Source organism: Pectobacterium carotovorum, from assembly GCF_900129615.1.
Classification (GTDB): domain Bacteria; phylum Pseudomonadota; class Gammaproteobacteria; order Enterobacterales; family Enterobacteriaceae; genus Pectobacterium; species Pectobacterium carotovorum.
The window spans coordinates 1-25,877 of the sequence record NZ_FQWI01000004.1; the positions used below are offsets into that span (position 1 = coordinate 1).

At 51.9% G+C, this 25,877-nt stretch carries 26 protein-coding genes and 1 pseudogene; 13 read left to right on the plus strand and 14 right to left on the minus strand.

Annotation, left to right across the window (positions count from 1 at the left end; translation table 11 throughout):
* Positions 1-420: 420 nt before the first annotated feature.
* The gene (gene gmhB, locus BUB06_RS09655; protein ID WP_039470286.1) at positions 421-984 is read right to left on the minus strand and encodes a D-glycero-beta-D-manno-heptose 1,7-bisphosphate 7-phosphatase; all 564 of its coding nucleotides are present in this window, start codon (positions 982-984) and stop codon (positions 421-423) included.
* Positions 985-1,163: 179 nt separating this feature from the next.
* Here gmhB and metN point away from each other — a divergent pair, with 179 nt between their 5' ends.
* The 6 genes from metN to proS all read left to right on the plus strand — a co-directional run bounded on the left by metN (position 1,164) and on the right by proS (position 6,953).
* Complete coding sequence (metN, locus tag BUB06_RS09660; RefSeq protein WP_039470285.1) at positions 1,164-2,195, plus strand: methionine ABC transporter ATP-binding protein MetN; 1,032 nt, start codon at positions 1,164-1,166, stop codon at positions 2,193-2,195.
* Positions 2,188-2,841 carry a methionine ABC transporter permease MetI gene (locus BUB06_RS09665; protein WP_039470284.1) on the plus strand — a complete coding sequence of 218 codons (654 nt, stop codon included), beginning with the start codon at positions 2,188-2,190 and terminating at the stop codon, positions 2,839-2,841. Before metN ends, BUB06_RS09665 begins: the two co-directional genes overlap by 8 nt.
* 65 nt (positions 2,842-2,906) lie before the next feature.
* Positions 2,907-3,722: a MetQ/NlpA family lipoprotein gene (locus BUB06_RS09670; RefSeq protein ID WP_010299810.1), complete on the plus strand. Its 816-nt coding sequence runs from the start codon at positions 2,907-2,909 to the stop codon at positions 3,720-3,722.
* Positions 3,723-3,965: 243 nt separating this feature from the next.
* Complete coding sequence (rcsF, locus tag BUB06_RS09675; RefSeq protein ID WP_010299813.1) at positions 3,966-4,376, plus strand: Rcs stress response system protein RcsF; 411 nt, start codon at positions 3,966-3,968, stop codon at positions 4,374-4,376.
* On the plus strand, positions 4,373-5,089 hold the full coding sequence (gene tsaA, locus BUB06_RS09680; protein WP_039470283.1) for a tRNA (N6-threonylcarbamoyladenosine(37)-N6)-methyltransferase TrmO: 717 nt from the start codon (positions 4,373-4,375) through the stop codon (positions 5,087-5,089). Before rcsF ends, tsaA begins: the two co-directional genes overlap by 4 nt.
* Before the next feature lie 145 nt (positions 5,090-5,234).
* A complete protein-coding gene (gene proS, locus BUB06_RS09685) occupies positions 5,235-6,953 on the plus strand; it encodes a proline--tRNA ligase (RefSeq protein ID WP_039470282.1) in 1,719 nt (572 codons plus the stop codon).
* A 105-nt stretch (positions 6,954-7,058) separates the two neighbouring features.
* On the opposite strand, the gene rpoS is transcribed toward proS, so the two are convergent.
* The 7 genes from rpoS to ftsB all read right to left on the minus strand — a co-directional run bounded on the left by rpoS (position 7,059) and on the right by ftsB (position 13,003).
* Complete coding sequence (gene rpoS / locus BUB06_RS09690) at positions 7,059-8,048, minus strand: RNA polymerase sigma factor RpoS (RefSeq protein WP_039470280.1); 990 nt, start codon at positions 8,046-8,048, stop codon at positions 7,059-7,061.
* Between the two features lie 53 nt (positions 8,049-8,101).
* The gene (gene nlpD, locus BUB06_RS09695; RefSeq protein ID WP_010299822.1) at positions 8,102-9,124 is read right to left on the minus strand and encodes a murein hydrolase activator NlpD; all 1,023 of its coding nucleotides are present in this window, start codon (positions 9,122-9,124) and stop codon (positions 8,102-8,104) included.
* A gap of 358 nt (positions 9,125-9,482) precedes the next feature.
* Positions 9,483-10,109: a protein-L-isoaspartate(D-aspartate) O-methyltransferase gene (locus BUB06_RS09700; protein WP_039470279.1), complete on the minus strand. Its 627-nt coding sequence runs from the start codon at positions 10,107-10,109 to the stop codon at positions 9,483-9,485.
* A gap of 139 nt (positions 10,110-10,248) precedes the next feature.
* Positions 10,249-11,295, minus strand: coding sequence for a tRNA pseudouridine(13) synthase TruD (truD, locus tag BUB06_RS09705; protein ID WP_039470278.1), 1,047 nt, complete (start codon positions 11,293-11,295; stop codon positions 10,249-10,251).
* A 104-nt stretch (positions 11,296-11,399) separates the two neighbouring features.
* Positions 11,400-11,897, minus strand: coding sequence for a 2-C-methyl-D-erythritol 2,4-cyclodiphosphate synthase (gene ispF / locus BUB06_RS09710; protein WP_010299845.1), 498 nt, complete (start codon positions 11,895-11,897; stop codon positions 11,400-11,402).
* A 53-nt stretch (positions 11,898-11,950) separates the two neighbouring features.
* On the minus strand, positions 11,951-12,664 hold the full coding sequence (ispD, locus tag BUB06_RS09715) for a 2-C-methyl-D-erythritol 4-phosphate cytidylyltransferase (RefSeq protein WP_010299848.1): 714 nt from the start codon (positions 12,662-12,664) through the stop codon (positions 11,951-11,953).
* 3 nt (positions 12,665-12,667) lie between these two features.
* Positions 12,668-13,003, minus strand: a complete 336-nt coding sequence (gene ftsB, locus BUB06_RS09720; protein WP_010299850.1) for a cell division protein FtsB — start codon at positions 13,001-13,003, stop codon at positions 12,668-12,670.
* A gap of 331 nt (positions 13,004-13,334) precedes the next feature.
* Here ftsB and BUB06_RS09725 point away from each other — a divergent pair, with 331 nt between their 5' ends.
* The 3 genes from BUB06_RS09725 (at position 13,335) to BUB06_RS09735 (ending at position 15,712) form a co-directional block, all read left to right on the plus strand.
* Positions 13,335-14,105 (plus strand): basic amino acid ABC transporter substrate-binding protein, encoded by a 771-nt coding sequence (locus BUB06_RS09725; protein WP_010299852.1) that lies wholly within the window; start codon positions 13,335-13,337, stop codon positions 14,103-14,105.
* Between the two features lie 133 nt (positions 14,106-14,238).
* Complete coding sequence (locus tag BUB06_RS09730) at positions 14,239-15,003, plus strand: amino acid ABC transporter permease (protein WP_014916460.1); 765 nt, start codon at positions 14,239-14,241, stop codon at positions 15,001-15,003.
* Positions 14,990-15,712 carry an amino acid ABC transporter ATP-binding protein gene (locus tag BUB06_RS09735; protein WP_039470994.1) on the plus strand — a complete coding sequence of 241 codons (723 nt, stop codon included), beginning with the start codon at positions 14,990-14,992 and terminating at the stop codon, positions 15,710-15,712. Before BUB06_RS09730 ends, BUB06_RS09735 begins: the two co-directional genes overlap by 14 nt.
* Before the next feature lie 68 nt (positions 15,713-15,780).
* Here BUB06_RS09735 and BUB06_RS09740 read toward each other — a convergent pair whose 3' ends face one another.
* From BUB06_RS09740 to cysG, 5 genes are all read right to left on the minus strand, one after another.
* The gene (locus BUB06_RS09740; RefSeq protein WP_029368162.1) at positions 15,781-16,116 is read right to left on the minus strand and encodes a DUF3561 family protein; all 336 of its coding nucleotides are present in this window, start codon (positions 16,114-16,116) and stop codon (positions 15,781-15,783) included.
* A 55-nt stretch (positions 16,117-16,171) separates the two neighbouring features.
* Positions 16,172-16,852 carry an adenylyl-sulfate kinase gene (gene cysC / locus BUB06_RS09745; protein ID WP_175552159.1) on the minus strand — a complete coding sequence of 227 codons (681 nt, stop codon included), beginning with the start codon at positions 16,850-16,852 and terminating at the stop codon, positions 16,172-16,174.
* The gene (gene cysN / locus BUB06_RS09750) at positions 16,791-18,218 is read right to left on the minus strand and encodes a sulfate adenylyltransferase subunit CysN (RefSeq protein ID WP_039470993.1); all 1,428 of its coding nucleotides are present in this window, start codon (positions 18,216-18,218) and stop codon (positions 16,791-16,793) included. Before cysN ends, cysC begins: the two co-directional genes overlap by 62 nt.
* 74 nt (positions 18,219-18,292) lie before the next feature.
* The gene (cysD, locus tag BUB06_RS09755; protein ID WP_039470276.1) at positions 18,293-19,201 is read right to left on the minus strand and encodes a sulfate adenylyltransferase subunit CysD; all 909 of its coding nucleotides are present in this window, start codon (positions 19,199-19,201) and stop codon (positions 18,293-18,295) included.
* Positions 19,202-19,210: 9 nt separating this feature from the next.
* The gene (gene cysG / locus BUB06_RS09760; protein ID WP_039470275.1) at positions 19,211-20,653 is read right to left on the minus strand and encodes a siroheme synthase CysG; all 1,443 of its coding nucleotides are present in this window, start codon (positions 20,651-20,653) and stop codon (positions 19,211-19,213) included.
* A gap of 425 nt (positions 20,654-21,078) precedes the next feature.
* Between cysG and BUB06_RS09765 the strand changes: the two genes are divergently transcribed.
* The 4 genes and pseudogenes from BUB06_RS09765 to BUB06_RS09780 form a co-directional block, all read left to right on the plus strand.
* The gene (locus tag BUB06_RS09765; protein WP_039470274.1) at positions 21,079-22,458 is read left to right on the plus strand and encodes an aldehyde dehydrogenase family protein; all 1,380 of its coding nucleotides are present in this window, start codon (positions 21,079-21,081) and stop codon (positions 22,456-22,458) included.
* Positions 22,459-22,579: 121 nt separating this feature from the next.
* A complete protein-coding gene (gene eutR / locus BUB06_RS09770) occupies positions 22,580-23,620 on the plus strand; it encodes an HTH-type transcriptional regulator EutR (RefSeq protein ID WP_039470273.1) in 1,041 nt (346 codons plus the stop codon).
* A gap of 149 nt (positions 23,621-23,769) precedes the next feature.
* Positions 23,770-24,807, plus strand: coding sequence for an alcohol dehydrogenase AdhP (gene adhP, locus BUB06_RS09775; RefSeq protein ID WP_039470272.1), 1,038 nt, complete (start codon positions 23,770-23,772; stop codon positions 24,805-24,807).
* 152 nt (positions 24,808-24,959) lie between these two features.
* A pseudogene (locus BUB06_RS09780) lies at positions 24,960-25,094 on the plus strand (phosphate acyltransferase); the annotation flags it as partial.
* Positions 25,095-25,134: 40 nt separating this feature from the next.
* On the opposite strand, the gene BUB06_RS09785 reads toward BUB06_RS09780, so the two are convergent.
* The gene (locus tag BUB06_RS09785; RefSeq protein ID WP_039470270.1) at positions 25,135-25,869 is read right to left on the minus strand and encodes a phosphoadenylyl-sulfate reductase; all 735 of its coding nucleotides are present in this window, start codon (positions 25,867-25,869) and stop codon (positions 25,135-25,137) included.
* Positions 25,870-25,877: the final 8 nt, after the last annotated feature.

Consider the following 25,877-nt stretch of genomic DNA (forward strand, 5'->3'; position numbering starts at 1 on the left):
CCAGCGTTCAATCTGAGCCATGATCAAACTCTTCAATTTAAGATTTGTTTGATTTGCTGAACTCGTCAGCGATGCTCAAAGAATTAGTAACTGTTTATTCGTAATGAATTTACTGTTGTTCACTCTTCAAGACTTTTTATATCGTTAAGATACGGTCTTGTGAGTGCCCACACAGATTGTCTGATTATATTGTTAAAGAGCAGTGCGTTGTGGTCTTAACCACTTCGCGAGGTGGCGTATATTACGCTTTTCACCTTCAGAGTCAACGCTTATTTTAAAGTGTTTTCTCTTTCTTTATCGACCCGGTTGTGTGTTCACAGCGCCGTGTCGATGGAGGCGCATTATAGGGAGCCGATTCAGAAGCGCAAGCAAATCTCGTAAACTTTTTTCTGTTTGCGCATCTTTCATTCGTTCCGCTTGTTAACTGCGCGTTTTTATCCATTTTGGCAGGTCTGCGAGGCTTTCCAGCACGCCATCAGCCAGTGATTCGCCTTGCTCAGTAACGGGTTTACCAGTACGAACCAGCAGTTTTTTTCCTATACCAGCACCCATTGCAGCCTGAATATCCTCTAATTTGTCTCCCACCATATAAGAAGCCGCCATATCAATGTTCAACTCACGCTGTGCAGAAAGCAGCATGCCCGGCTCAGGCTTACGGCAATCACAGCTCTGGCGATACTCACCTTCCCCAGCTTCAGGGTGATGCGGACAAAAATAGATGCCATCCAGATCAACACCACGATCGGCCAACGACCAGTCCATCCACTCCGTCAGTTGCATAAACTGATCTTCTGTAAACTTACCGCGGGCGATGCCGGACTGATTCGTCACAACAACCAGCGCGAACCCCATGCTTTTCAACTCACGCATGGCATCAATGACGCCGTCAATAAATTGAAAATGGTCAATGTCATGAACATAACCGTGATCGACATTGATCGTGCCGTCACGATCAAGAAAAACTGCTGGAACGCTTTGTGCCACTGACTTTGCTCCTGAATGCCTAAATTACGCGGTAGTATCGCATGTTTTCGCCGAGAGGGAGAATGCAGAGCCATGACAATCCAGATTGACTTAGACGTCTAGACGCCCTAACATCCATTTCATATTCTGTTAATTCAGAAACTGATTTATCCAGCCATAGGCACTCACGATAAAAACATATGATTGAACTTTCTAATATTACTAAGGTTTTCCAGCAGAACGGGCGGACAATTACCGCGCTTGCTGATGTCAGCCTTCATGTTCCCACCGGGCAAATTTATGGCGTTATCGGCGCATCAGGCGCAGGTAAAAGTACACTAATCCGCTGCGTCAATTTATTGGAGCGACCGACAGAAGGGAAAGTTCTGGTAGATGGGCAAGAATTGACTCAACTGTCTGATAGCCAGTTGACGCGCGCACGCCGTCAAATCGGCATGATTTTCCAACATTTCAACCTGCTCGCTTCTCGCACCGTTTTTGGCAACATTTCGCTACCGCTGGAATTGGATAACACGCCGAAAGCCGACATCATCAAACGAGTCAACGAGTTGTTGGAGCTGGTTGGCCTGGCAGATAAGCACGATGTCTATCCAGCCAATTTGTCCGGCGGACAAAAACAGCGCGTCGCTATTGCCCGTGCGTTGGCGAGCAATCCTAAAGTTCTGCTGTGTGACGAAGCAACCAGTGCATTAGATCCTGCAACAACGCGCTCGATTCTTGAATTACTGAAAGACATCAATCGCCGTCTCGGCCTAACCATTCTTCTTATTACACATGAAATGGATGTGGTGAAACGCATCTGCGATCAGGTAGCGGTGATCAGCGATGGGCGACTCATCGAGCAAGACACCGTAAGCGAAGTCTTCTCACACCCGAAAACGCCGCTGGCGCAGAAATTCATTCAGTCAACGTTGCACCTGGACATTCCTGACGATTACCTCGCCCGTCTGTCCCCTGATTATCGCCCGGATACCACGCCATTATTACGGATGGAATTTACGGGTAAATCGGTGGATGCTCCGCTGCTGTCCGAGGTTGCCCGACGCTTTAACATCAACAACAACATTATCAGCGCCCAGATGGATTACGCCGGTGGCGTCAAGTTCGGCATCATGCTGGCAGAAATGCACGGCAACGATGCGGATATCAAAGCCGCAATCCAATTCCTGCAGGAAAGTCACGTTACAATTGAGGTTCTGGGTTATGTCTGAAGCAATGATGTGGTTAATGGCTAAGGGAGTATGGGAAACCGTCGCGATGACGTTCGTTTCTGGTTTCTTTGGCTTTGTGCTTGGCTTACCTGTGGGCGTTTTATTGTATACCACGCGTCCGGGGCAAATCATCGCCAATTCCAAGATCTATCGGACCGTTTCTGCACTGGTAAATATTTTCCGTTCGATTCCGTTCATTATTTTGCTGGTGTGGATGATTCCTTTTACCCGCATCATTGTCGGAACCTCGATTGGCCTGCAAGCGGCGATCGTTCCTCTTACCATAGGTGCAGCGCCGTTTATTGCCCGCATGGTGGAAAATGCGCTGCTTGAAATTCCTACCGGTCTGATCGAAGCCGCCCGTGCGATGGGTGCGACGCCGATGCAGATCATCAGAAAGATATTGCTGCCGGAAGCATTACCGGGGCTAATTAATGCCGCAACCATCACGCTAATTACTCTCGTAGGCTATTCTGCTATGGGTGGAGCCGTGGGCGCAGGCGGCTTAGGTCAAATTGGTTATCAGTATGGTTATATTGGTTATAACGCGACGGTCATGAATACGGTATTAATATTACTGGTTGTTTTGGTTTACCTGATTCAATTCTGCGGCGACAGGGCAGTAAAAGCTGTCACACACAAGTAATCTCACCACAATACGCATTTGCCTGAAGGCATCTGCCAAGAAAATAGTTAATTAGGGGTAAGGATATGGCGATTAAACTGAAATCTATTGCGACCATTGGCGCACTTATTGGTGCTCTGGCACTTGCGGGATGTGGTCAGGAAGAAAAGAATCCTAATCATATTAAAGTTGGCGTTATCGTTGGCGCAGAACAACAGGTTGCAGAAGTTGCGCAGAAAGTGGCAAAAGACAAATACGGTCTGGACGTTGAGTTAGTCACATTTAACGATTACGTCTTGCCAAACGAAGCCCTGAGCAAAGGTGATATCGATCTGAATGCCTTCCAGCACAAACCTTACCTGGATCAACAGATCAAAGATCGTGGCTATAAACTGGTTTCTGTCGGCAATAGCTTTGTTTACCCAATTGCTGGTTATTCCAAAAAAATCAAATCGCTGAATGAACTGCAAGATGGCGCTCAGGTCGCTATTCCAAATGACCCAACCAACCTGGGCCGTTCCCTGCTGCTGCTGCAGAAAGTCGGTTTGATTAAACTGAAAGATAACGTCGGCTTGCTGCCAACCGTACTGGATGTGACCGAAAACCCGAAAAACATCAAACTGGTTGAGCTGGAAGCGCCACAGCTGCCACGTTCTTTAGATGACGCACAAATCGCGCTGGCGGTAATCAACACCACTTACGCTAGCCAGATTAACCTGACGCCGACCAAAGATGGCCTGTTTGTTGAAGAGAAAGACTCTCCGTATGTAAACCTGCTGGTTTCACGCGAAGACAACAAAGACGCTGAAAACGTGAAGAAATTCGTTCAGGCTTATCAGTCTGACGAAGTAAACGACGCAGCAAATAAAATCTTTAATGGCGGCGCAGTGAAAGGCTGGTAATCCAGCAATTATACGCTAAATAATTCAAGTTTCAGGAAGGCGGCAAGAGAAGGAATCCCGATGAGCTTACCCAAGTAAGTGATTCGGGTGACTGAACGTAGCCAACGCACATGCAACTTGAAGTATGACGAGTATACGCGTTTAATTAAAAGATATTGTTAAGACGGGCTACGGCCCGTCTTGTTATTTGTGCAATTGCTTGCTTCAATACCCGCTCTTTGAGAAAAAGCAGAGGAATCCTTAATGCGTGCTGTTCCCTTTATATTGTTGGCCATGTCGCTGACAGGCTGTTCTTTATTTCAGAAGCCACCGGCACCGGTACCTCAACCTGCTATTGAAACCAAAACTGTAGAACCAGCGCCTAAACCGAAGCCTGTGGCTCGCCCGACGCCAGCGGTGTTATATAAAAGTGCAGAAGAATTAGTCGGTAAACCTTTCCGTGATATGGGCGAAGTTTCAGGCTCCTCATGTCAGGTCAGCGCTCAGGATTCTCCCCCTAACGCGGCAAATGCGCGTAAAAGAATGCAAAACCGTGCAACGGCAATGAAAGCCAATGCGGTTTTACTGCATGAATGCCAAACCGTCAGCGGCGTAGCGGGTTGCTATAGTCAGGTCGTTTGCCAAGGCACTGCGCTGAAAGTCTCTGCACAATGAGTCAATTTGTTTTCAATCAGATCGGGATTATCCGCTCACCGTATAAAGAAAAGTTTGCCATTCCGCGGCAGCCGGGTCTGATTGAAGATGGAGGCGGAGAGCTTCAGCTATTACCACCGTACAATCAGGCAGAATGTGTGCGGGGGCTGGAAGATTTCAGCCATATTTGGATCCTGTTCATCTTTCATCAAACGATGGACGGCGGCTGGCGTCCGACGGTTCGCCCCCCGCGTCTGGGAGGAAACACCCGTACGGGCGTTTTCGCTACGCGTTCTACCTTCCGCCCCAACCCTGTTGGCATGTCGCTGGTTGAGCTAAAAGGGATCCGTGCAAAAGGCGATGCCATTACGCTCGAATTAGGCAGCCTTGATCTGGTTGATGGTACACCGGTCGTCGATATCAAACCTTATCTACCCTTTGCAGAAAGCCATCCTCAGGCGCGAGCGGGTTTTGCCCAAATGGCCCCCGATGCCGCGATGCCGATAGTTTTTTCCGCCCTCGCAGAAAGCCAGATCGCAGAACACCACAAGAAATATCCCCATTTGAAACGCTTTATCTCGCAGGTATTGGCACAGGATCCGCGCCCCGCCTACCGTAAAGGGGAAAGTACCACGCGGGAATACGCCGTTTTGCTATTAGAATTCAATGTGCGCTGGCGTGTCTGCGAAGAACAAACCGAAGTGTTGAGTCTCGACCCGTCACACACGTGTTAATACACGAACCACAGCAATATATTCTAAAATTGTCCCTGCTCTCTTTTGACACGTCGCCCACGCTGGTAAACTAAGCCACTTTTTATGTGCCTTCGGCTGCGCGGCAGCCCTATGCTACTTGTCGTTCTAACGGAACTAAAACCCCATGCGTACTAGCCAATACATGCTCTCCACACTCAAGGAGACGCCAGCCGATGCAGAAGTCATCAGCCATCAGTTGATGCTCCGGGCAGGAATGATTCGTAAACTGGCCTCCGGCCTTTACACCTGGTTGCCGACCGGTTTACGTGTTTTGAGAAAAGTTGAAAATATCGTGCGCGAAGAGATGAACAACGCTGGCGCGATTGAAGTTTCCATGCCAGTTGTTCAGCCTGCCGATTTATGGGTGGAAAGTGGACGTTGGGATCAATATGGCCCAGAACTGCTGCGCTTTGTCGATCGTGGCGAGCGCCCATTTGTGCTCGGCCCAACACACGAAGAAGTCATTACTGACCTTATTCGTAATGAAGTCAGCTCTTACAAGCAGCTGCCGCTGAATTTCTTCCAGATTCAAACTAAATTCCGCGATGAAGTGCGCCCGCGTTTCGGCGTAATGCGTTCGCGTGAATTCCTGATGAAAGACGCCTACTCTTTCCACACTTCACAGGAATCGTTGCAGGTCACTTACGACGCCATGTACGCCGCTTACAGCAAGATTTTCAGCCGTATGGATCTGGATTTCAGAGCTGTTCAGGCAGACACCGGTTCTATTGGTGGCAATGCATCCCATGAATTTCAGGTACTGGCGACCAGCGGTGAAGACGATATCGTTTTCTCAACGGAATCCGACTACGCAGCAAACATTGAACTGGCAGAAGCGGTTGCGCCGAAGTTGGGCCGCGCCGAAGCGACGGAAGAGTTGCGTCTGGTTGATACGCCAAACGCCAAGACCATCGCCGAGCTGGTTGAGCAGTTTACACTGCCAGTAGAAAAAACCGTGAAGACGCTGCTGGTTAAAGCAACAGAAGAAAGCGGTCATAAACTGGTTGCATTACTGGTTCGCGGCGATCACGAACTGAACGAAATCAAAGCGGAGAAAATTGCTCAGGTAGCCAGCCCGCTGACGTTCGCAACGGAAGAAGAGATTCGTGCAACTATCGGCGCAGGCCCAGGCTCACTGGGTCCGGTCAAGCTGTCAATTCCTGTCGTTGTCGATCGTACCGTAGCGGCCATGAGCGACTTCAGCGCAGGCGCGAACATCGATGGCAAACACTATTTTGGCATCAACTGGGAACGTGACGTTACGCTGCCGCAGGTTGCAGATATCCGTAATGTGGTTGAAGGCGATATCAGTCCAGACGGTAAAGGCACACTGCAAATTAAACGCGGTATCGAAGTAGGCCATATCTTCCAACTGGGCAGTAAGTATTCTGAAGCGCTGAAAGCCACAGTTCAAGGTGAAGACGGCCGCAACCAGACGCTGACGATGGGTTGCTACGGTATTGGCGTGACGCGCGTTGTCGCAGCAGCGATTGAGCAAAATCATGACGAACGCGGCATCATCTGGCCAGACGCGATTGCACCTTTCCACGTTGCTATTCTGCCAATGAACATGCACAAGTCTTTCCGCGTGAAGGAAGTGGCTGAAGAGATCTACCAGCAACTGCGCGCCAAAGGCATTGAAGTTCTGCTTGATGATCGTAAAGAGCGTCCGGGCGTGATGTTCGCCGATATGGAGTTGATTGGCGTACCGCATACCATCGTGATTGGCGATCGCAATCTGGATAGCGAAGAGATTGAATATAAGAACCGCCGGGGCGGTGAAAAGCAAATGATTAAAACCAGCGAAATCATCGATTTCCTGCTGGCGAATATCGTACGCTAATCGCCGTCGGACCGCCCTTTCGTGTGAAAGGGCGAATACAGGCATAAAAAAATGGTGGGTTTCCCCACCATTTTTTATTTCAAAACATCAGTAACTCGTCACGAATTATTCACGAAACAGTTCTTCAATGCTCAACCCCTGAACCTGCAAAATTTCACGCAGGCGGCGTAAGCCTTCAACCTGAATCTGGCGAACACGTTCACGCGTTAAACCGATTTCACGACCCACATCTTCCAGCGTAGCCGCTTCGTACCCTAGCAGGCCGAAACGACGCGCCAACACCTCACGCTGTTTGGCATTAAGCTCAAACAACCATTTAACGATATTCTGCTTCATATCGTTATCCTGAGTGGTGTCTTCAGGTCCGTTATCTTTTTCGTCTGCCAGAATATCCAGCAGCGCTTTTTCCGAATCACCACCCAGCGGGGTATCGACGGAAGTAATACGCTCATTCAGGCGCAGCATGCGGTTGACGTCATCAACTGGCTTATCAAGCTGTTCGGCGATTTCTTCCGCACTCGGCTCGTGATCCAGTTTGTGAGACAATTCGCGCGCGGTGCGCAGATAAACGTTGAGTTCTTTGACAATGTGAATCGGCAAACGGATGGTACGGGTTTGATTCATGATCGCCCGTTCTATCGTTTGTCGAATCCACCAGGTTGCGTAGGTTGAAAAACGGAATCCTCTTTCTGGATCGAATTTTTCAACCGCACGGATCAGGCCGAGGTTCCCCTCTTCAATCAGGTCCAGCAGCGCCAGACCACGATTGTTGTAACGGCGGGCAATTTTCACCACCAGCCGCAGGTTACTCTCGATCATCCGGCGGCGCGATGGGACATCACCACGCAACGCGCGTCGGGCAAAATAAACTTCTTCTGCGGTTAAAAGCGGCGAATAGCCGATCTCTCCTAAATAGAGCTGTGTTGCGTCAAGGACACGCTGTGGGACCCCTTGCGATAACAGCTCGTCTTCCGCCGAGTCATTATCATTGGTATCTTCCTCTGCCAGCGCCTTATCGTCAAAAACGTCAAGTCCATTTTCTTCGAAATCGGTATCTTCATGTAACTCGTTAACTTTCAGCGTACTTTGGCTCATAAGTGGCTCCTACCCGTGATCCCTTGGCAGAATACCGAAATACTCTGCCCGATTTATCGCTGCGGCAGAAAACGCAGCGGGTTTACGGATTTCCCCTTGTAACGAATTTCAAAGTGCAAGCGAACTGAGCTGGTGCCCGTACTGCCCATCGTAGCGATTTTTTGTCCTGCCGTGACATCTTGTTGCTCACGGACTAGCATCGTATCGTTATGGGCATAGGCACTGAGGTAGTCATCATTATGCTTGATGATTATCAGATTTCCGTAACCACGTAGCGCATTACCCGCATACACCACACGCCCACTGGCGGTTGCGGTGATCGGTTGCCCACGTGAGCCGGCGATATCAATCCCTTTATTTCCCCCTTCGGAATCGGAGAAACTATCTATGACTTTCCCATCGGTAGGCCAACGCCAACTGCCGACAGCAGCTGTATTGCTGCTGGCAACAGCCGCTGGTGCGGAAACAGGAGCGGTTGTTGGTGCCCCTGTCGTAGGTAACATCTTACCTACATTCTGTTTACCCTGATTACCAGAATACGCATTAGTTGACTGAGAATCAACCGATGTAGTTTGTATTTGCGCACTTGATGGCGGCGTTGGTACACCACCGCGTGTGGCATCGGTTGTCGCCAGCATTCCACCACCGCTCGTCAGGCCGCCGCCCGATGCGTTGTTGCCGGAACCGCTCCCTAAGCTCAGTGATTGCCCCACATTCAGGCTGTACGGCTCAGGAATATTGTTGCGCTGCGCCAGATCCCGGTAGTCATTACCGGTAATCCACGCGATATAAAACAGGGTATCGCCCCGTTTAACCGTGTAAGAACTGCCGCCGCTATAGCTGCCTTTCGGAATATTGCCGTAGCTGCGGTTGTAAACAATTCGTCCGTCGGACGTTGTTGCCACGCTTTCACCCGCGGTTGAAATGCGTGATGGTGGCGCAGATAACATTCCCCCTCGGTTGCCCGTATTTCCGTCAACGCTGCTGATCGGTGCGGATTTGGAATTATTGTTGGTACATCCCGCCAATCCTAAGACAATCACCGTACAAGCAGCAATGTGACGCAAATTCATCATTCGGCTTCCCATGCGCCTTACTCCCCTATAACTATAGCGTTCAAAAAAGTGTCGATAACATTCAAAAAACAGTAATACTCAGAACTCAATTCGGACATGTCTGCCTCGCATCTGCTCTCGCTTAACTGGCCGTAGCTCAACTACCCATAGCGTAAATGATTGTAGCGTAACCGGTACCCGGTGATTTATTCGTTAGTTGGAACGAGAAAGATCGCTACTTCACCATCGCTGGCGCATAAGCAAAACGGGAAAGGCACCGCGATGATTAGATGCTAACAATATCAACAAGTTCGCACTATAAAACAGTTATGTTGAAATTTTAAAGACTTAACAACAAATGCATACCAACGCCACGGTATCAGGCTAATTCCCCTTTGACCAGCGGAACAAACCGAACAGCTTCAACCGTTTGAATAATAAATTCGCCAGCATGGCGTTGCACAACTTGTAAGTATTGTGACTGTTCACCGACGGGTAACACCATCACGCCACCTTCATCAAGCTGCTCCATCAGCGCTCGGGGAATTTCCGGCGGTGCAGCAGTCACGATAATGGCATCAAACGGCCCGCGCGACGCCCAGCCCTGCCACCCATCGCCATGACGGGTAGAAACATTATGCAGATCAAGCTGCTTTAAGCGACGTTTAGCCTGCCATTGCAGACCTTTGATGCGCTCAACCGAGCAAACATGCCGCACCAAATGCGCTAGAATTGCCGTTTGATAACCCGACCCGGTGCCAATCTCCAGCACGCGGGATTCGGGCGTCAGGCTGAGCAATTCCGTCATCTTCGCAACGATATAGGGCTGCGAAATCGTCTGGCCGGAACCAATAGGCAGAGCGGTATTTTCATACGCTTTATGCTCGAAAGCCTCATCAACAAAACGTTCTCTGGGTACGGCTTCTATCGCCTTCAGCAGACGCTCGTCCTGAATGCCCTGTTGGCGCAGCTGCGCCAACAACGTTTCTATACGCTTGTTTACCATTCCCCGCCGACCTCAGCTCCGGTTAACCTCGTCACCAATACAGCAATTTTCCCGCACAGGGGTAAGCCAGCCGCCGCTATCGTACGGTTACCAGCATTATTCTTTTCAACTATGTTCTGCAAAAACGTATCGCAGCACATCAGGCACCGAGATCGGTATCCTGCTGTGAATGCAGCAATTCACGCACCACACTGGTCGCAAAACTGCCCGCAGGTAGCCAGAATGTCACTTTCACGGTTGCGTCATCCTGCCATTCCCAGCGCATCTGCTGCGGATACAGCAGCACCGCACGCCGGGCAGGTTCGACTCGCTCACGCTTAACCAAAGACCACAGCGCATCTTGTCCGACCAAAGCCTGCTTTTCAAATAGCTGCGCGTCATCCTGCGTGCCCAGTTCGCCATCTCCGGGCAGCGGTGCGGTAATCTGGAGTTCACCCGCATCAAGGCGCGTCTGTAAAGCATCCAATTCGTCAGACTTAGCAACAAACCAACTGCCGCGCCCTGTTAGCTGCAATGCATCACCGCACAAGACGGTTTTCGCCTGCTGCCCCGCGAGCCGCGCGCTGGCAACCTGATTAAACATCGCACTGCGGCTGGCAGAAAGATAAAAACTCCGCTTACTGCGTTCTTTTACCCGAATCTCGTTATTTGCCCAAAGACGAGCCTGCTCAAGATTATTTCCGTTGCGCCCGAAACGCTGGCTGCCGAAATAATTAGGCGCGCCTTTCGCGGCAATCAGCGCCAAACGAGCGTCAACCTCGTTTCGGTCGCTGACCTGACGCAGCACCAGCGTAAAATGGTTACCCCGCAGCGTCCCGATCCGCAGCTTGCGACGATGGCGAATCACCTCAAGCACATCACAGCCTTCCAGTTCCAGCGAGGAGAAATCGGGCGTCTCTTTTCCCGGCATATGCAGGCAAAACCACTGTTCGGTGACAGCATGACGATCTTTCAGGCCCGCATAGCTGACGGCACGCAGCGGTAGACGAACAAACTTCGCCAGCATTTCGGCCACAAATTGCGTATTGCAGCCGCGCTTGCGTATGCGCACCAATACCTGTTCACCGTCACCATCTGGCTGAAACCCCAGATCTTCCACCACCAGAAAATCTTCAGCAGTGGATTTCAATGAGCCAGTAGCCTGTGGTTCACCGTGCAGCCAGACGAGTTGTTCGCTATTTTCCATCGTTATCCTACAAAGTGCATAATCGGGCGAAGCACGGTCATGACATTGTTTTTTATACTGTTAACTGTCTATTCTTAATAAAGTATTGTCGATAAACCAACGGCTTACCACGCGACAATTTCGCCCGTTTCTTTTTTCACCAGCAGGGCAACGGCTTCGCAGGCAATACCTTCGCCGCGACCAGTAAAGCCCAGCTGTTCTGTCGTGGTCGCTTTCACATTGACGTCGTCCATGTGGCACTGCAAATCTTCCGCCAGATTCACACGCATTTGCGGGATGTGCGGTGCCATTTTTGGCGCCTGCGCAATAATCGTGACGTCCAAGTTTCCCAACTGATAACCTTTATCGTTGATACGACGCCAGGCTTCACGCAGCAGGCCACGGCTGTCCGCCCCTTTAAAGGCCGGATCGGTATCAGGAAACAGCTTGCCAATATCGCCCAGCGCAGCGGCACCCAACAGGGCATCGGTCACGGCATGCAGCACCACATCCCCATCGGAATGCGCCAGCAGGCCTTGAGTATAAGGAATTCGCACGCCACCGATCACCAGCGGACCTTCTCCACCGAACTTATGGACATCAAAACCGTGACCGATACGCATCGCGCGTTCTCCTTATATGTATTTAACAAATAAATTTAACGAATAAAATGAGGTTACTGCAAACTGGTTAAATAGAATTCGGCTAATGCCAAATCCTCTGGACGCGTGACTTTGATATTATCCGAACGTCCGCTGATAATTTGCGGGCGATAGCCACAATATTCTAGCGCGGAGGCTTCATCTGTGACGGCAACGCCATCCTGAAGCGCCCGTTGCAGACACTGTTTCAGCAATGCAGCAGGAAAAAGTTGCGGCGTCAGCGCATGCCATAAATCGTTACGTTCTACCGTGCGATCGATAAACCCGTCCGTGCCGCGCTTCATGGTATCACGAACCGGCGCGGCCAGAATTCCACCAACGTCACTCTGCTCGACAATCGCCAGCAGGCGCGTCAGATCGTCCTGATGCAGACACGGACGCGCCGCGTCATGCACCAACGCCCACGCGCTATCGGCAACGGCGGCCAGCCCAGCCAGTACGGAATCCGCACGCTGCTGCCCGCCCGTCACGGCACAAATACGGGGATCGTTGGCAATCGCCAGGGTATGAAAGAATGCGTCATCAGGGCTGATAACGACGACGACACGCTGCACGCGTGAATGGCGTAAAAGCGCGTCGATGGTATGTTCGAGAATGGTTTTATGTCCGGTCGCATCATTGCCAATCGTCAGATACTGCTTAGGACGATCGTTTTGCATCCGGCTGCCGTTACCCGCGGCGGGCAAAACGGCAACAATGTCAGGCGGGGAAAGGCGTGGTGTCTGCATGCGTCAACGTTGTGTGTTGTTGGATGAAGCGTTATTAGATGACGTCGTATTCGCGTTACGATGGTTCGATTCTGGCACCAGACGATAGAAGCTTTCACCGGGTTTGATCATACCCAGTTCATTGCGTGCGCGCTCTTCAATCGCTTCCTGTCCGCCATTGAGATCATCAATTTCAGCAAACAGCTGTTCGTTACGGTCTTTTAATTTGGCATTGTTCCCCTGCTGGACAACAACATCATCCTTCACCCGAACATAATCATGAATGCCATTCTTGCCCAGCCACAGTGAGTACTGAAGCCAGCCAAGCAATATCAATAATAACAGCGTAAGCTTTCCCATCCCGCCCCCTGAAAAACCGCCTAATCATCCCATAACTTTTGTTTCGACTCCACTGTGTCCGGCAGTGGGAGGCAATATTCACCCTGCCGCATGCCCAAATGGGGATATTTCGGGCAGAAGAGCATGCCAAACGCGCGTCCACGCCACACTCATTTTATCCATTTATCCTCTCGTACTTTCTATTCATCAGAAGACGCAAGTGCACAGGAGCCATGTGAATAAAACCGCCCATAGGAAAAACGTCAGTTGAACCATTAATGCTATCTGTGTATTTTTATGCATACAAAGTGCATAAAAAAAGAAAATGTTACATTTAAACCAGGAGAAAACCATGTTCAAAAAACTGTTATTCGTTGGTGCGCTCTTCGCAACCGCACTCTCTACTAGCGCCTTCGCCGCTGAACCCACTTACGTTGTCGGCTCTGGCGGAACCTATCGTCCCTTTGAGTTTGAAAATGCGCAGAAAGAGCTGGAAGGCTTTGATATTGATATTATTAAAGCGATCGCTAAAGCGGAGAATTTTAATATCAAGCTGATCAATACGCCGTGGGAAGGGATCTTCGCGACCCTTAACTCCGGCGACCGCGACATTATCATTTCCGGTATCACGATTACCGACAAACGTAAGCAAATGGTCGATTTCTCCGCACCGTATTTCCCTGCTGAGCAGTCCATTGTGGTGCCTAAAGGCTCGACGATCGACTCGATTGCTGCGCTGAAAGATCACAAAGTCGGTGTCGTGAACTCCAGCACCGCCGATATCGTGGTCTCCGACGTATTAGGCAAAAACAGTACATCGATTAAGCGCTTTGATAACACCCCGTTAATGTTACAAGAGCTGTATGAAGATGGTGTGGGCGCAGCGGTTGGCGACGTGGGCGTGGTGAAGTTTTACATTAAGACTCACCCTGAAAAACAGTTCAATCTGGTTTCCGACGCCAAATTCGAACGCCAATATTTCGGGATCGCCGTCGCGAAAGGCAACGATCAGCTGCGTGCAAAGATTAACTCAGGGCTGAAAAAAATCGTTGCTGATGGTACCTACGCCAAGATCTATCAAACCTGGTTTGATAACAACGTTCCGACCTTACCCGCAGAATAACGCCTGCAAGACACTGCGTACCTCTCCAGGTCTCCATCGCCTCACGCGAGACGTCGCATAAACCGGACAGCCAGCCTGTCCGGTTTAATTTAGAATAATCATTACGTTAGCCTATTCAAAAAAGGAAACGATCTTGACGGGATTTCGTTGGGAGATCATTCAGGAATATGCCCCGCTATTTATGGAAGGCACCTGGATGACCATCAAATGCACCATTATCTGTGTCATTCTTGGCACCTGCTGGGGATTAACGCTCGGATTAGGCCGCTTAGCACAAGCGCCGCACGGGCCGTGGAAATATATCCTGCACTACGGCGTTCAATGGCCAGTACGCATCTACATCAGCGCCTTCCGCGGCACGCCGCTGTTTGTACAAATCATGGTGGTGCACTTCGCGCTGGTGCCGCTGTTCATCAATCCACGTGATGGATTGCTGGTGACCAGCAATATTATGTCGGTCGATTTTGCCCGTACGCTGCGCTCAGATTATGGCGCGTTCCTCTCTTGCGTCGTGGCGATTACGCTGAATGCGGGTGCCTATGTCTCCGAGATATTCCGTGCAGGCATTCAGTCGATCGATCGCGGCCAGATGGAAGCATCACGCTCTCTCGGGATGAGCTATGGCCGTACCATGCGAAAAGTCATTCTGCCGCAGGCTTTTCGCCGCATGTTGCCGCCGTTGGGTAACAACGCCATCGCGATTGTGAAAGATTCATCGCTGGCTTCGGCAATCGGATTGGCGGATCTCGCCTATGCCGCTCGCACGGTGTCAGGGGCTTACGCCACGTACTGGGAACCCTACCTGACAATCTCTATCGTCTACTGGGTTATTACTTTCCTGCTCTCGCTGCTGGTGCGGCACATGGAAACGAGGTTTGGCAAAAGTGATTCACGTTAAAAACCTGCAAAAACAGTTTGGCGATACGCATGTCCTGCGCGGTATTTCCTGCGACATCGCACCTCAGGAAGTGCTCTGCCTGATTGGCCCATCCGGTTCAGGAAAAAGTACCTTTCTGCGCTGCATCAACGCACTGGAGACACTGTCAGCAGGCGAGATTACGGTCAACGGTTTTGCCATTCACGATCAGAAAACCAATATCAATCGCGTGCGTGAAAGCGTGGGAATGGTATTCCAGCGCTTTAATCTGTTTCCGCACATGACGGTGTTGGAAAACGTGATTATGGCACCGATGGATGTGAAAAAATTATCCCGCGCGCAGGCCGTTGAGCGGGCTAAAGCGTTGCTCAGCAAGGTCGGCCTGCTGGATAAAATCGATGCCTGGCCGAACAGCCTGTCCGGTGGACAACAGCAGCGTGTCGCGATTGCTCGCGCGTTAGCGATGGAACCCGCGATCATGCTGTTTGATGAACCGACATCCGCGCTGGACCCGGAACTGGTTGGTGAAGTGTTAGCAGTCATGAAAACGCTGGCGAACGAAGGCATGACGATGGTCATCGTGACCCATGAAATGGCATTTGCGAGAGAAGTCGCCGATAGAGTGATCTTTATCGATCAGGGAGTTATTCAGGAAGAGGGGACGCCAGAGGCGATCTTTACACATCCGAGTAACCCGCGCACGCAGGCTTTCCTGAGCAAAATACTGTAAATACGTTAAAACGGTAAAACGGTAAACCGCAGGCTGTCAGCGTCTTCCGCGCTGGCAGCCTTTTTCTTTTACCACCCCGTCAGAAAAGAAAATACCAACCAGAACAGGCAGACCACCGTCAGCCCTGTCGCAAAAAGCGTATAAAAAAGATAGCCTCTCAGCAAAAAGCTAAACCCGACGCCAACCAACACTGAAAACGGCATCAGCGCCAGAAAAAACGGCCAGGTGTAGAGCATGAAGAAAAACGTGGTATTGGAGCCGTATACCAAAAAAGGGATAGTGAAGGCCAACCAATAAAAAGAGAACCCCGTGACCGCCCCCATAAACAGGTAGGAAACGCCGTCATCCTCTTCTTGTTGCGCTGGCCGAGTCTTGCTAATCGTTAACTGCGTGGCATTTTGCATAATCTTTCCCATTCGTCCCCTTATCACCCACTGATGCGGTGAAAAAAGCGGGATATCAGAGCTTGATAATAGCTCGCTTGCCCAGCAGATCTAACAATTGGTCTGTCAAATGTGTTACTAATTGTTCGCCATCCAGATGACTATCCGGCGCTTCCGGTGCTTCATATGCCGAGTCGATCCCGGTGAAATTACGCAGTTCTCCCGCACGGGCTTTTTTATACAAACCCTTAGGATCGCGCGCTTCACAGGTCGCTAACGGCGTATCCACGAAGACTTCGATGAACTGCCCTTCGCCCAGTAAATCCTGCACCATTTTACGCTCGGCGCGGTGCGGCGAGATAAACGCGGTCAGGACCACCAGACCCGCATCCACCATCAGCTTGGCGACTTCACCCACGCGGCGGATGTTTTCGCGCCGATCGTCGTCGGTGAAGCCTAAATCGCGGCACAACCCGTGCCGCACATTGTCGCCATCCAGCAGGTAGGTGCTGACACCACGCTGATGTAGCACCTGTTCCAGCGCCCCCGCCAGCGTGGATTTACCGGATCCAGACAACCCGGTAAACCAGATAACAACGCCCTGATGACCATGCAGCGTTTCGCGCGACTCTCGGGTGACATCGTGCGCATGCCAGACGACGTTATCGTCAGTCGGTTCATCGCGTAAAGACACGTTATTTGCCTCCCAGCAGATCGCGCGCACCCCAATGTGGGAAGTGGCGACGTACCAGCGCATTCAGTTCCAGCTCAAACGCGCTGTACGCGCCCGGCTCCTGATATACCTGCTCGATAGGTTCCCGCACCAGACCCGCGCCTACCGTGACGTTGCTCAGACGATCGATGAAGATCATCCCGCCCGTCACCGCGTTGTGCTGATAGTTGTCCAGCACCAGCGGCTCATCAAAAATCAGCTCAACCGAACCGATACCATTCAGCGGCAGGTTCTCCGCTACGCGCTGCGTCAGCGTATTGATCTCAACTTGATACTGAATATTTTCGACCCGAGCACGCGTTTTCTTGCCGCCAATCTTGATGTCGTAGCTCTGTCCCGGCACCAGCGGCTGCTCCGCCATCCAGACGACATCCACCAGCGCATGCTGCACCGCTTTCAGCGACTCGCTGCTGTCGACCAGCAGGTCACCGCGGCTGATATCCACCTCATCCGCCAGCACCAGCGTAATCGCTTCACCCGCCTGCGCCTGCGGTAAATCACCGTCAAAGGTCACAATACGGCTGACGGTGGATTCTACGCCGGACGGCAGCACCTTAACCCGTTGGCCAACGCGGATGATGCCGGATGCCAGCGTTCCAGCGTAGCCACGGAAATCCAGATTCGGGCGGTTCACATATTGCACCGGGAAGCGCATCGGCTGTTCCAGCGTGCGCTGTGCCACATTGACCGTTTCCAGCACGTCCAGCAGCGTCGGCCCGGTATACCAGCCCATCGTCGTACTCGGCGTCGCGACATTGTCGCCATCCAGCGCGGAAATCGGCACAAAGGTAATATTCAGGTCGGCAGGCAGCTGCTGAGCAAAATCCAGATAATCCTGCTTAAACTGCTCAAACACCGTTTGCTGATAATCCACTAAGTCCATTTTGTTCACCGCCACCACCAGATCGCGAATCCCCAGCAGGGTCGCAATAAAGCTGTGACGACGGGTTTGATCCAATACGCCTTTGCGACCGTCAATCAGCAGAATCGCCAGCTCGCAGGTTGATGCGCCAGTCGCCATGTTGCGGGTGTACTGCTCGTGTCCCGGCGTATCGGCGATGATGAATTTGCGCTTTTCCGTAGAAAAATAGCGGTAAGCCACGTCAATCGTGATGCCCTGTTCGCGCTCGGCCTGAAGCCCATCGACCAACAGCGCCAGATCCAGCTTTTCACCCTGTGTTCCAATACGCTTGCTGTCATTGTGCAGCGTACTGAGCTGATCTTCATAAATTTGGCGCGTATCGTGCAGTAACCGGCCAATCAGCGTACTTTTTCCGTCGTCGACGCTACCACAGGTCAGGAAACGCAGCAGCGTTTTATCCTGCTGCGCGTGTAAATAAGCTTCCACACCGCCCTGCTCGGCGATCTGCTGTGCAATCGCATTGTTGATGACGACTGCATCTTTCTCAGCCGCATTTTCTGCCGCTGTGTCTTTTAACGAAATTTGGCTCATTCGACGATTCCTCAGAAATACCCTTGACGCTTTTTCAGCTCCATTGAACCGGCCTGATCGCGGTCAATTACCCTTCCCTGACGCTCACTGGTCGTGGAAACCAGCATCTCTTCGATGATTTCCGGCAGCGTCTGCGCCTCCGATGCTACCGCCCCTGTCAGCGGCCAGCAGCCCAGCGTACGGAATCGCACCATGCGTGGCTCGATCACTTCGCCCGGTTGCAGATCGATGCGATCGTCATCCACCATCAGCAGCATGCCATCGCGCTCCACCACCGGACGCGGCGCGGCCAGATACAGCGGAACAATATCGATGTTTTCCAGATAGATGTATTGCCAGATATCCAGCTCGGTCCAGTTGGAAAGCGGGAAAACGCGGATGCTCTCGCCTTTGTTAATCTGCCCGTTGTAGTTATGCCACAGCTCCGGGCGTTGGTTCTTCGGATCCCAGCGGTGGAAGCGGTCGCGGAAGGAATAAATACGCTCTTTGGCACGCGACTTCTCTTCGTCGCGGCGCGCCCCGCCAAATGCGGCATCAAAGCCGTATTTATCCAGCGCCTGCTTCAGACCTTCCGTTTTCATGATGTCGGTGTGCTTGGCGCTGCCGTGTACAAAGGGGTTAATCCCCAGCGCTTCACCCTGCGGGTTGCGGTGCACCAGCAGTTCACAGCCGTAGGCCTTTGCCGTCTGGTCGCGGAATTCGTACATTTCACGAAATTTCCAGCCGGTATCAACGTGCAGCAGCGGGAAAGGCAGCGATCCCGGATAGAACGCCTTGCGCGCCAGATGCAGCATCACCGAAGAGTCTTTGCCGATGGAGTACATCATCACCGGATTACTGAACTCGGCCGCCACTTCGCGGATGATGTGAATGCTTTCGGCTTCAAGCTGCCGTAAATGCGTGAGTCGTTTCTCGTCCATACCCTTTCCTTAAGCCAAGTTTACTACCGCTGGGCGGCTGTCTTGCGGCACCGTCGGCGTTGTCTGACCAAACCAGGCAATCTGATGATGGAGATCCACCACCTCGCCAATCACCAGCAGCGCCGGTGTCGGCGCTTGCCGTGCCAAATGTTCTAACTCTTGCAGCGTGCCGATTTGCACCTGCTGATCGTGTCGGGTGCCGCGACTGATCACGGCAACGGGCGTCTGCGATGAACGACCATGTGCGATGAGCTGCTGCGAAATCTCCGCAGCCTTCATCGTGCCCATGTAAATCGCCAGCGTCTGACGTCCACGTGCCAGCGTCGACCAATCCAACTCGTCGCCATCCGGGCGACAGTGTCCGGTAATAAAAAGTACACTCTGCGCGTAGTCACGGTGCGTTAACGGGATCCCCGCATACGCCGTGACGCCTGCCGCCGCCGTCACGCCGGGCACGACCTGAAACGTGATGCCGGCCTGCGCGACCGCTTGCAGCTCTTCGCCGCCGCGGCCAAAAATGAAGGGATCGCCGCCTTTCAGGCGCACGACCCGCTTTCCTTCCTGCGCCAGCTTCACCAGTAGCTGATTAATCTCATCCTGCGGCAACGAATGCGCGCTGGCGCGTTTTCCAACGCAGATGCGTTCGGCGTCGCGGCGCACCAGATCCAGCACGTCGGCGCTGACCAAATGGTCGTACAGCACCACGTCCGCCTGCTGCATCACCTGCAATCCACGCAGTGTCAGCAGTCCGGCATCGCCGGGGCCTGCGCCAACCAGTGCGACTTCACCGCGTGCGGCCGCAGGCTGCTGCTGTTCCTCTTGCTGATGCACCAGCTGCTGTTGCAATTCGTCTTCGGCCTGCGCCAGTTGACCAGCAGACACCAGCGATGCAAAGCGTCCGACAAATAGCCGCTCCCAAAAGCGACGACGTGCTGGCATCGAATGCAGTCGGGTTTTAATTCTGTCGCGCCAGCTTCCGGCGATGTCCGCCATCGTCCCCAAACTGGCAGGCAGTAATGATTCCAGCTTTTCACGCAGCAGACGCGCCAGCACTGGTGCCTGTCCACCCGAGGAAATGGCTACCACCAGCGGAGAGCGATCGACAATCGAGGGGAAAATAAACGAGCACTTAGGCTGATCGTCCACCACGTTCACCAGCAAATGACGCAGGTTCGCCGCCTCAAACACCGCAGCATTCAGCTCGGCGTCATCCGTTGCGGCAATCACCAGAAACACGCCGGATAACAACTCTGGCGTAAAAGTATGCGCCACCCATTCAACCTGCCCGGCCTGATGCTGCGCCGCCAACGGTTCCGCCAGCGCTTGTGCGACAATTTTTATCTCCGCACCCGCGCGTTGCAGCAGATCGATTTTGCGCGTAGCAACCTCGCCGCCGCCAACAACCAGTACCGGACGCTGACGAAGATCGGCAAATATAGGGAGATAGTTCACAGTCGCCTTAACTAAGCAAAAAAATAGATAATGCGACTATACGGTGCGGACAGAACACTTATGAAATGCCGAATTGGAATGACAAGTTCCGTAATGGAATAACAGTAAAACAAATCCGGCTACTCACCTATCAGCACCGGTCACCTCCCCTACATCGCACTTTGCTCAACAGAGTTTATGACGCACGTCAAAGTTGCAGACAGTTTGCCGATTTTTGATATTTGCTTTTCCAGATTCATTGCAACATGCCACTAGCCCCGCGGGCAGCCAAAAAACCATTAACGAGAGAGGTTCACGCGATTCGTTCAGCCGTTAATTGAACAGAAAGAATCAGGGTTCCTCATGGTATGGGCGCGAATCTGTTGTGGTCATGCCATGACACGTTGCATGCCAGATTAGCTTATTAATAAAAGAGGATCGCGCGTATGGAACAATCAACACTTGAGCTAAATGCCCCAGCACGTCCTGTTGCTGATTTTGATGCACAATACGGGATCTTTGCCTCTTTGGACGACGCCGTCTCTGCCGCAACACTGGCACAAAAACGGTTGGATAACGTCATCGTGCGGCAAAACGTCATTGCAGCCATCCGCCAGGCTGGCGAACGCTATGCACAAGTTCTGGCAGAAATGGCCGTGGAAGAAACGGGCATGGGACGTGTAGCGGATAAATATGCCAAAAATGTCTCGCAAGCACGCAGTACACCGGGGACTGAGAGTCTGTCTGCGAAAGTGGTGACCGGAGATAACGGCCTCACGCTGATTGAAAATGCGCCGTGGGGCGTAGTGGCATCCGTCACGCCGTCAACCAATCCGGCTGCCACCGTGATCAATAACGCGATCAGTATGATTGCCGCAGGCAATAGCATCGTTTTTGCTCCACATCCTTCGGCAAAGAAAGTATCGCTCTACACGATCAGTCTGTTGAATAAAGCGATTGTTGCCGTAGGCGGACCAGAGAACCTATTAGTGACCGTGGCCGATCCCAATATTGAAACCGCACAGCGGCTGTTCCGACATCCGGGTATCAGCCTGCTGGTTGTTACCGGAGGCGAAGCCGTTGTGGAAGCCGCCCGTAAACATACAGACAAACGGCTGATTGCCGCCGGCGCGGGAAATCCGCCGGTCATTGTCGATGAGACGGCAAATATCGAGCGCGCCGCGCGTGATATTGTTCGCGGCGCTTCTTTTGATAACAACATTATCTGTGTCGATGAGAAAGTGGCAATCGTGGTCAACAGTGTCGCCGATGAATTATTGTCAGAAATGCAATACCACCAGGCGGTATTACTCACTCGTCAACAAATCGAGCAACTTCAGTCATTGCTGCTCACCGATATTGATGAACATGGCAGAGGTCGTCCACACCGCGACTGGGTAGGACGCGACGCCGCCAAAATTGCGGCAGCCATCGGCTTGAATGTCAGCGAACACACTCGTTTGTTACTGGCGGAAACGGATGCAAATCACCCGTTTGCCGTAACCGAAATGATGATGCCTGTGCTGCCCATTGTTCGTGTACGGGATGTAGAGGAAGCCATCGAGCTTGCCATCCATCTGGAAGGCGGACGCCGTCATACCGCGGCAATGCATTCGACAAATATTAATAATCTGCACAAGATGGCGAATGCGATCAACACCAGCATCTTTGTGAAAAATGGCCCCTGTATCGCAGGGTTAGGGTTGGGCGGCGAAGGTTGTACGTCCATGACCATTTCAACGCCGACGGGTGAAGGCGTGACATCAGCACGTACTTTTGTACGAATTCGACGCTGTGTCATGGTAGATATGTTCAGAATCGTTTAATTTTTTATCGGTACTACAGTCATCGCCGTTAATAACATGCAGGAGCGCTTTATAACGGCGATGGCTAAACACACAGGGTATAACGATCTGACGTCAGGCTTTTTCTGGGAGGAAAATGCACATGAGAACCGAGAACCTCACTCCATTACATCAGCTTGATGCCAGAGTTACACCTCCAGAAAACTTATTACCTTCTAATGGGCAGAATCAGTACATACATCAGTATTCCACACAGGATGCCTACACCCAGTCCTGCACCATTACAGCCTGGCAACAGCTTTACGATCAGGTTTCCCCCGGCCATTTCCGTGGCGAGCTTCAGGAATTACTGCTGGATGGTATTCAGCTTTGTCACGAGTACACGAACCTCGCATTACGCCAATCCTGCATGGTATGGCCCGACTCATTCTGGTTTGGCGTCCCTTCTACGCAGGAAAGTATGGGGTTTATTGATGCACAACCGCTGGATGAATACAGCATTGCCGTGAGTCCCGGCGGCAAAGAGTTTGAATTAAGCACACCCGATGAATTTTCCATTTTAGGCGTTGTTATCTCTCATGACGTGCTCAACCAGTATATTGGCGCACTCAACGATCCAGAATGGCTGACTCGGCGGTTGAATCAGGGCGCAACGCTGCAAATGGAACACGATAAAAAGACCACGCTGTGTTCATTTATCCGTCAGGCTCTGTGGTATAGCTGTCATTTCCCACACGTGATGAAAACACGTAATGCAGAAAAAGTACTGAAGCATAACCTGCTGACCACGCTGATCTCTTTTCTGGAAAACGTTCAGCCTTCTTCTGAACACGCGCAAACTCACCATCATCGTAAATTGATTTCTTTTGTACGGGAATATGTGTTGAGCCAGACATCAGAACCGGTCACCGTGCTCGACCTCTGCCGCCAGTTACACGTTAGCCGCCGCACATTACAGAACGCCTTCCACAGCGTGATAGGCATCAGCCCAAATGCATGGCTAAAAATCATCCGTCTCAACGCGGTTCGTCGCGAACTCATCAGTCCGATATCGCCGCATCGCACGGTTCAGGATGCGGCGATGCAATGGGGATTCTGGCATCTAAGTCAGTTCGCCAGAGATTATCAAAAGCTCTTTAACGAGAAACCGTCATTGACGCTCCGACGGCGTTTACAGCACTAGCCACTTATCTTTTACCCATGTAACGAGTCTTCCTGTGACGCCCATCCGGCATCACTGACCCAGACTCACCTTAATTTTGAGTCATCGCCAACGCACGGCACGTTTCGCCGTCAGCGTATTTACGCATTAAAAACGAACAGGAGTCAGTTATGAAAGCAGTAGTAGCCGCTAAAGGTGGAAAAGCTGAAATTATTGAAAAAGCATTACGCGAGCCCGGCCACGGCGAAGCGCTGCTCGTCATGGAATACTGCGGCGTCTGTCATACGGATCTACACGTCAAGAATGGTGATTATGGCGATAAAACCGGGGTCGTTCTCGGCCATGAAGGGATTGGTATCGTCAAAGCAATTGGGCCTGGCGTCACCTCACTAAAACCGGGCGATCGTGCCAGCGTAGCTTGGTTCTATCAAGGGTGTGGGCACTGCGAGTACTGCGTCGGCGGTAATGAAACGCTCTGTCGTGGCGTCAAAAATGCTGGCTACACCGTAGACGGCGGCATGGCTGAGGAATGTATTGTTGTAGCAGATTATGCGGTCAAAGTTCCCGATGGGCTGGACCCGGCGGCAGCCAGCAGTATTACCTGCGCTGGCGTAACAACCTACAAAGCAGTCAAGGTTTCCACCATTAAGCCTGGACAGTGGATTGCGATTTATGGACTCGGCGGGTTGGGAAACCTGGCACTGCAATACGCAAAAAATGTCTTTAACGCCAATGTTATCGCAGTGGATGTCAACGATGCTCAACTGGCCTTTGCAAAAGAGATGGGCGCCGATTTAGTCATCAATCCCGCGAAAGAAAACGCGGCAGAAATCATTCAGGAAAAAGTGGGCGGTGCGCATGCTGCCGTCGTCACCGCCGTCGCGCGTGCAGCGTTTAATTCAGCGATTGATGCGGTACGAGCCGGAGCCCGAGTCGTTGCCATCGGCCTGCCCCCCGAAAGTATGGATCTGTACATTCCGCGTTTAGTGTTAGATGGCATTCAGGTCATCGGTTCACTGGTAGGGACGCGTCAGGACTTACTGGAAGCATTCCAGTTTGCTCAGGAAGGGAAAGTCATCCCAAAAGTGACGCTACGCCCGATGAGCGACGTCAACGCTATCTTTGAAGAAATGGAGCGAGGAAAAATTAAAGGCAGGATGGTGATTGATTTACGTAGTAGCAGTCTGGCTGCGCTACATCACGTATAGCCCTCCTCAACATCATTCACGCTCAGGGCTGAACGTTGGTGAGTTCCACCACGCACAAGCAACGTGAAGAATGACGAGTCTATATCGCCAGGGAAAATAATAAGACATGCCCCGTACCATTATGCTCACTACTGGCGCAGGCAAAATGGCCAGACCTGATCTCTATCGGCCCGATGCTGCAAGGGATGCGTAAACCGGTGAACGATCTTTCACGCGGCGCGCTGGTTGACGATATCGTCTATACCATTGCACTCACTGCGATTCAGGGCGCACAGACACCTCATTAAGCCCCAGAATGTAAAAACCGGGCTGCGCCCGGTTTTTGTTTTACCCTTCGTGCAGCCCGCATTCGCGTTTCAGGCCGAAGAAACGCGTTTCTTCTTCGGCCATACCCGGTTCCCATTTGCGGGTGGTGTGCGTATCACCGACTGACAGATAGCCCTGATCCCATAGCGGATGGTAACTCAGGCCATTTCCTTTCAGGTATTGATACACCGTGCGGTTATCCCAGTCGATAATCGGCAGGAATTTGAAGACACCGCGCTGAATCGCCAACACGGGTAATTCACCCCGGCTGCCAGACTGCTCACGGCGCAGGCCAGCAAACCAGGTTTTCGCCTTTAACTCGCTCAGCGCCCGATTCATCGGCTCGACTTTATTCAGCAGATTGTAGCGCTCAATGCCTTCCACACCCTGCTCCCACAGCTTGCCGTAGCGCGCCTCTTGCCAGGCCGGAGATTCAGCAGCGCGATACACTTGCAGATTCAGCGTCAACTGTTCCGTCAGCGCATCAATAAACTGATAGGTTTCAGGAAACAGATAGCCGGTATCCGTGAGGATAACCGGAATATCTGGCCGCTGTTGCGTCACCAGATGCAGCGATACCGCCGCCTGAATGCCGAAACTGGACGACAAAACATAGTCACCCGGCAGATTCTCCAGCGCCCAGCTCACTCTTTCCTGCGCCGACAGCTGTTCAAGCTGACCATTTACGACAGCCAGCGCTGCCGCCTGTTCTGCTTTCGGTAACGCATTGAGCGCCTCAAGGTTAAATTCGGCCATCAGGCTCT

Coding starts and splice junctions, on each gene's coding strand:
- metN (WP_039470285.1), top strand. CDS start 1,164: ATGATTGAACTTTCTAATATTACTAAGGTTTTCCAGCAGAACGGGCGG.
- BUB06_RS09665 (WP_039470284.1), top strand. CDS start 2,188: ATGTCTGAAGCAATGATGTGGTTAATGGCTAAGGGAGTATGGGAAACC.
- BUB06_RS09670 (WP_010299810.1), top strand. CDS start 2,907: ATGGCGATTAAACTGAAATCTATTGCGACCATTGGCGCACTTATTGGT.
- rcsF (WP_010299813.1), top strand. CDS start 3,966: ATGCGTGCTGTTCCCTTTATATTGTTGGCCATGTCGCTGACAGGCTGT.
- tsaA (WP_039470283.1), top strand. CDS start 4,373: ATGAGTCAATTTGTTTTCAATCAGATCGGGATTATCCGCTCACCGTAT.
- proS (WP_039470282.1), top strand. CDS start 5,235: ATGCGTACTAGCCAATACATGCTCTCCACACTCAAGGAGACGCCAGCC.
- rpoS (WP_039470280.1), bottom strand. CDS start 8,048: ATGAGCCAAAGTACGCTGAAAGTTAACGAGTTACATGAAGATACCGAT.
- nlpD (WP_010299822.1), bottom strand. CDS start 9,124: ATGATGAATTTGCGTCACATTGCTGCTTGTACGGTGATTGTCTTAGGA.
- BUB06_RS09700 (WP_039470279.1), bottom strand. CDS start 10,109: ATGGTAAACAAGCGTATAGAAACGTTGTTGGCGCAGCTGCGCCAACAG.
- truD (WP_039470278.1), bottom strand. CDS start 11,295: ATGGAAAATAGCGAACAACTCGTCTGGCTGCACGGTGAACCACAGGCT.
- ispF (WP_010299845.1), bottom strand. CDS start 11,897: ATGCGTATCGGTCACGGTTTTGATGTCCATAAGTTCGGTGGAGAAGGT.
- ispD (WP_010299848.1), bottom strand. CDS start 12,664: ATGCAGACACCACGCCTTTCCCCGCCTGACATTGTTGCCGTTTTGCCC.
- ftsB (WP_010299850.1), bottom strand. CDS start 13,003: ATGGGAAAGCTTACGCTGTTATTATTGATATTGCTTGGCTGGCTTCAG.
- BUB06_RS09725 (WP_010299852.1), top strand. CDS start 13,335: ATGTTCAAAAAACTGTTATTCGTTGGTGCGCTCTTCGCAACCGCACTC.
- BUB06_RS09740 (WP_029368162.1), bottom strand. CDS start 16,116: ATGCAAAATGCCACGCAGTTAACGATTAGCAAGACTCGGCCAGCGCAA.
- cysC (WP_175552159.1), bottom strand. CDS start 16,852: ATGCGCTGGTACGTCGCCACTTCCCACATTGGGGTGCGCGCGATCTGC.
- cysD (WP_039470276.1), bottom strand. CDS start 19,201: ATGGACGAGAAACGACTCACGCATTTACGGCAGCTTGAAGCCGAAAGC.
- BUB06_RS09765 (WP_039470274.1), top strand. CDS start 21,079: ATGGAACAATCAACACTTGAGCTAAATGCCCCAGCACGTCCTGTTGCT.
- eutR (WP_039470273.1), top strand. CDS start 22,580: ATGAGAACCGAGAACCTCACTCCATTACATCAGCTTGATGCCAGAGTT.
- adhP (WP_039470272.1), top strand. CDS start 23,770: ATGAAAGCAGTAGTAGCCGCTAAAGGTGGAAAAGCTGAAATTATTGAA.
- BUB06_RS09785 (WP_039470270.1), bottom strand. CDS start 25,869: ATGGCCGAATTTAACCTTGAGGCGCTCAATGCGTTACCGAAAGCAGAA.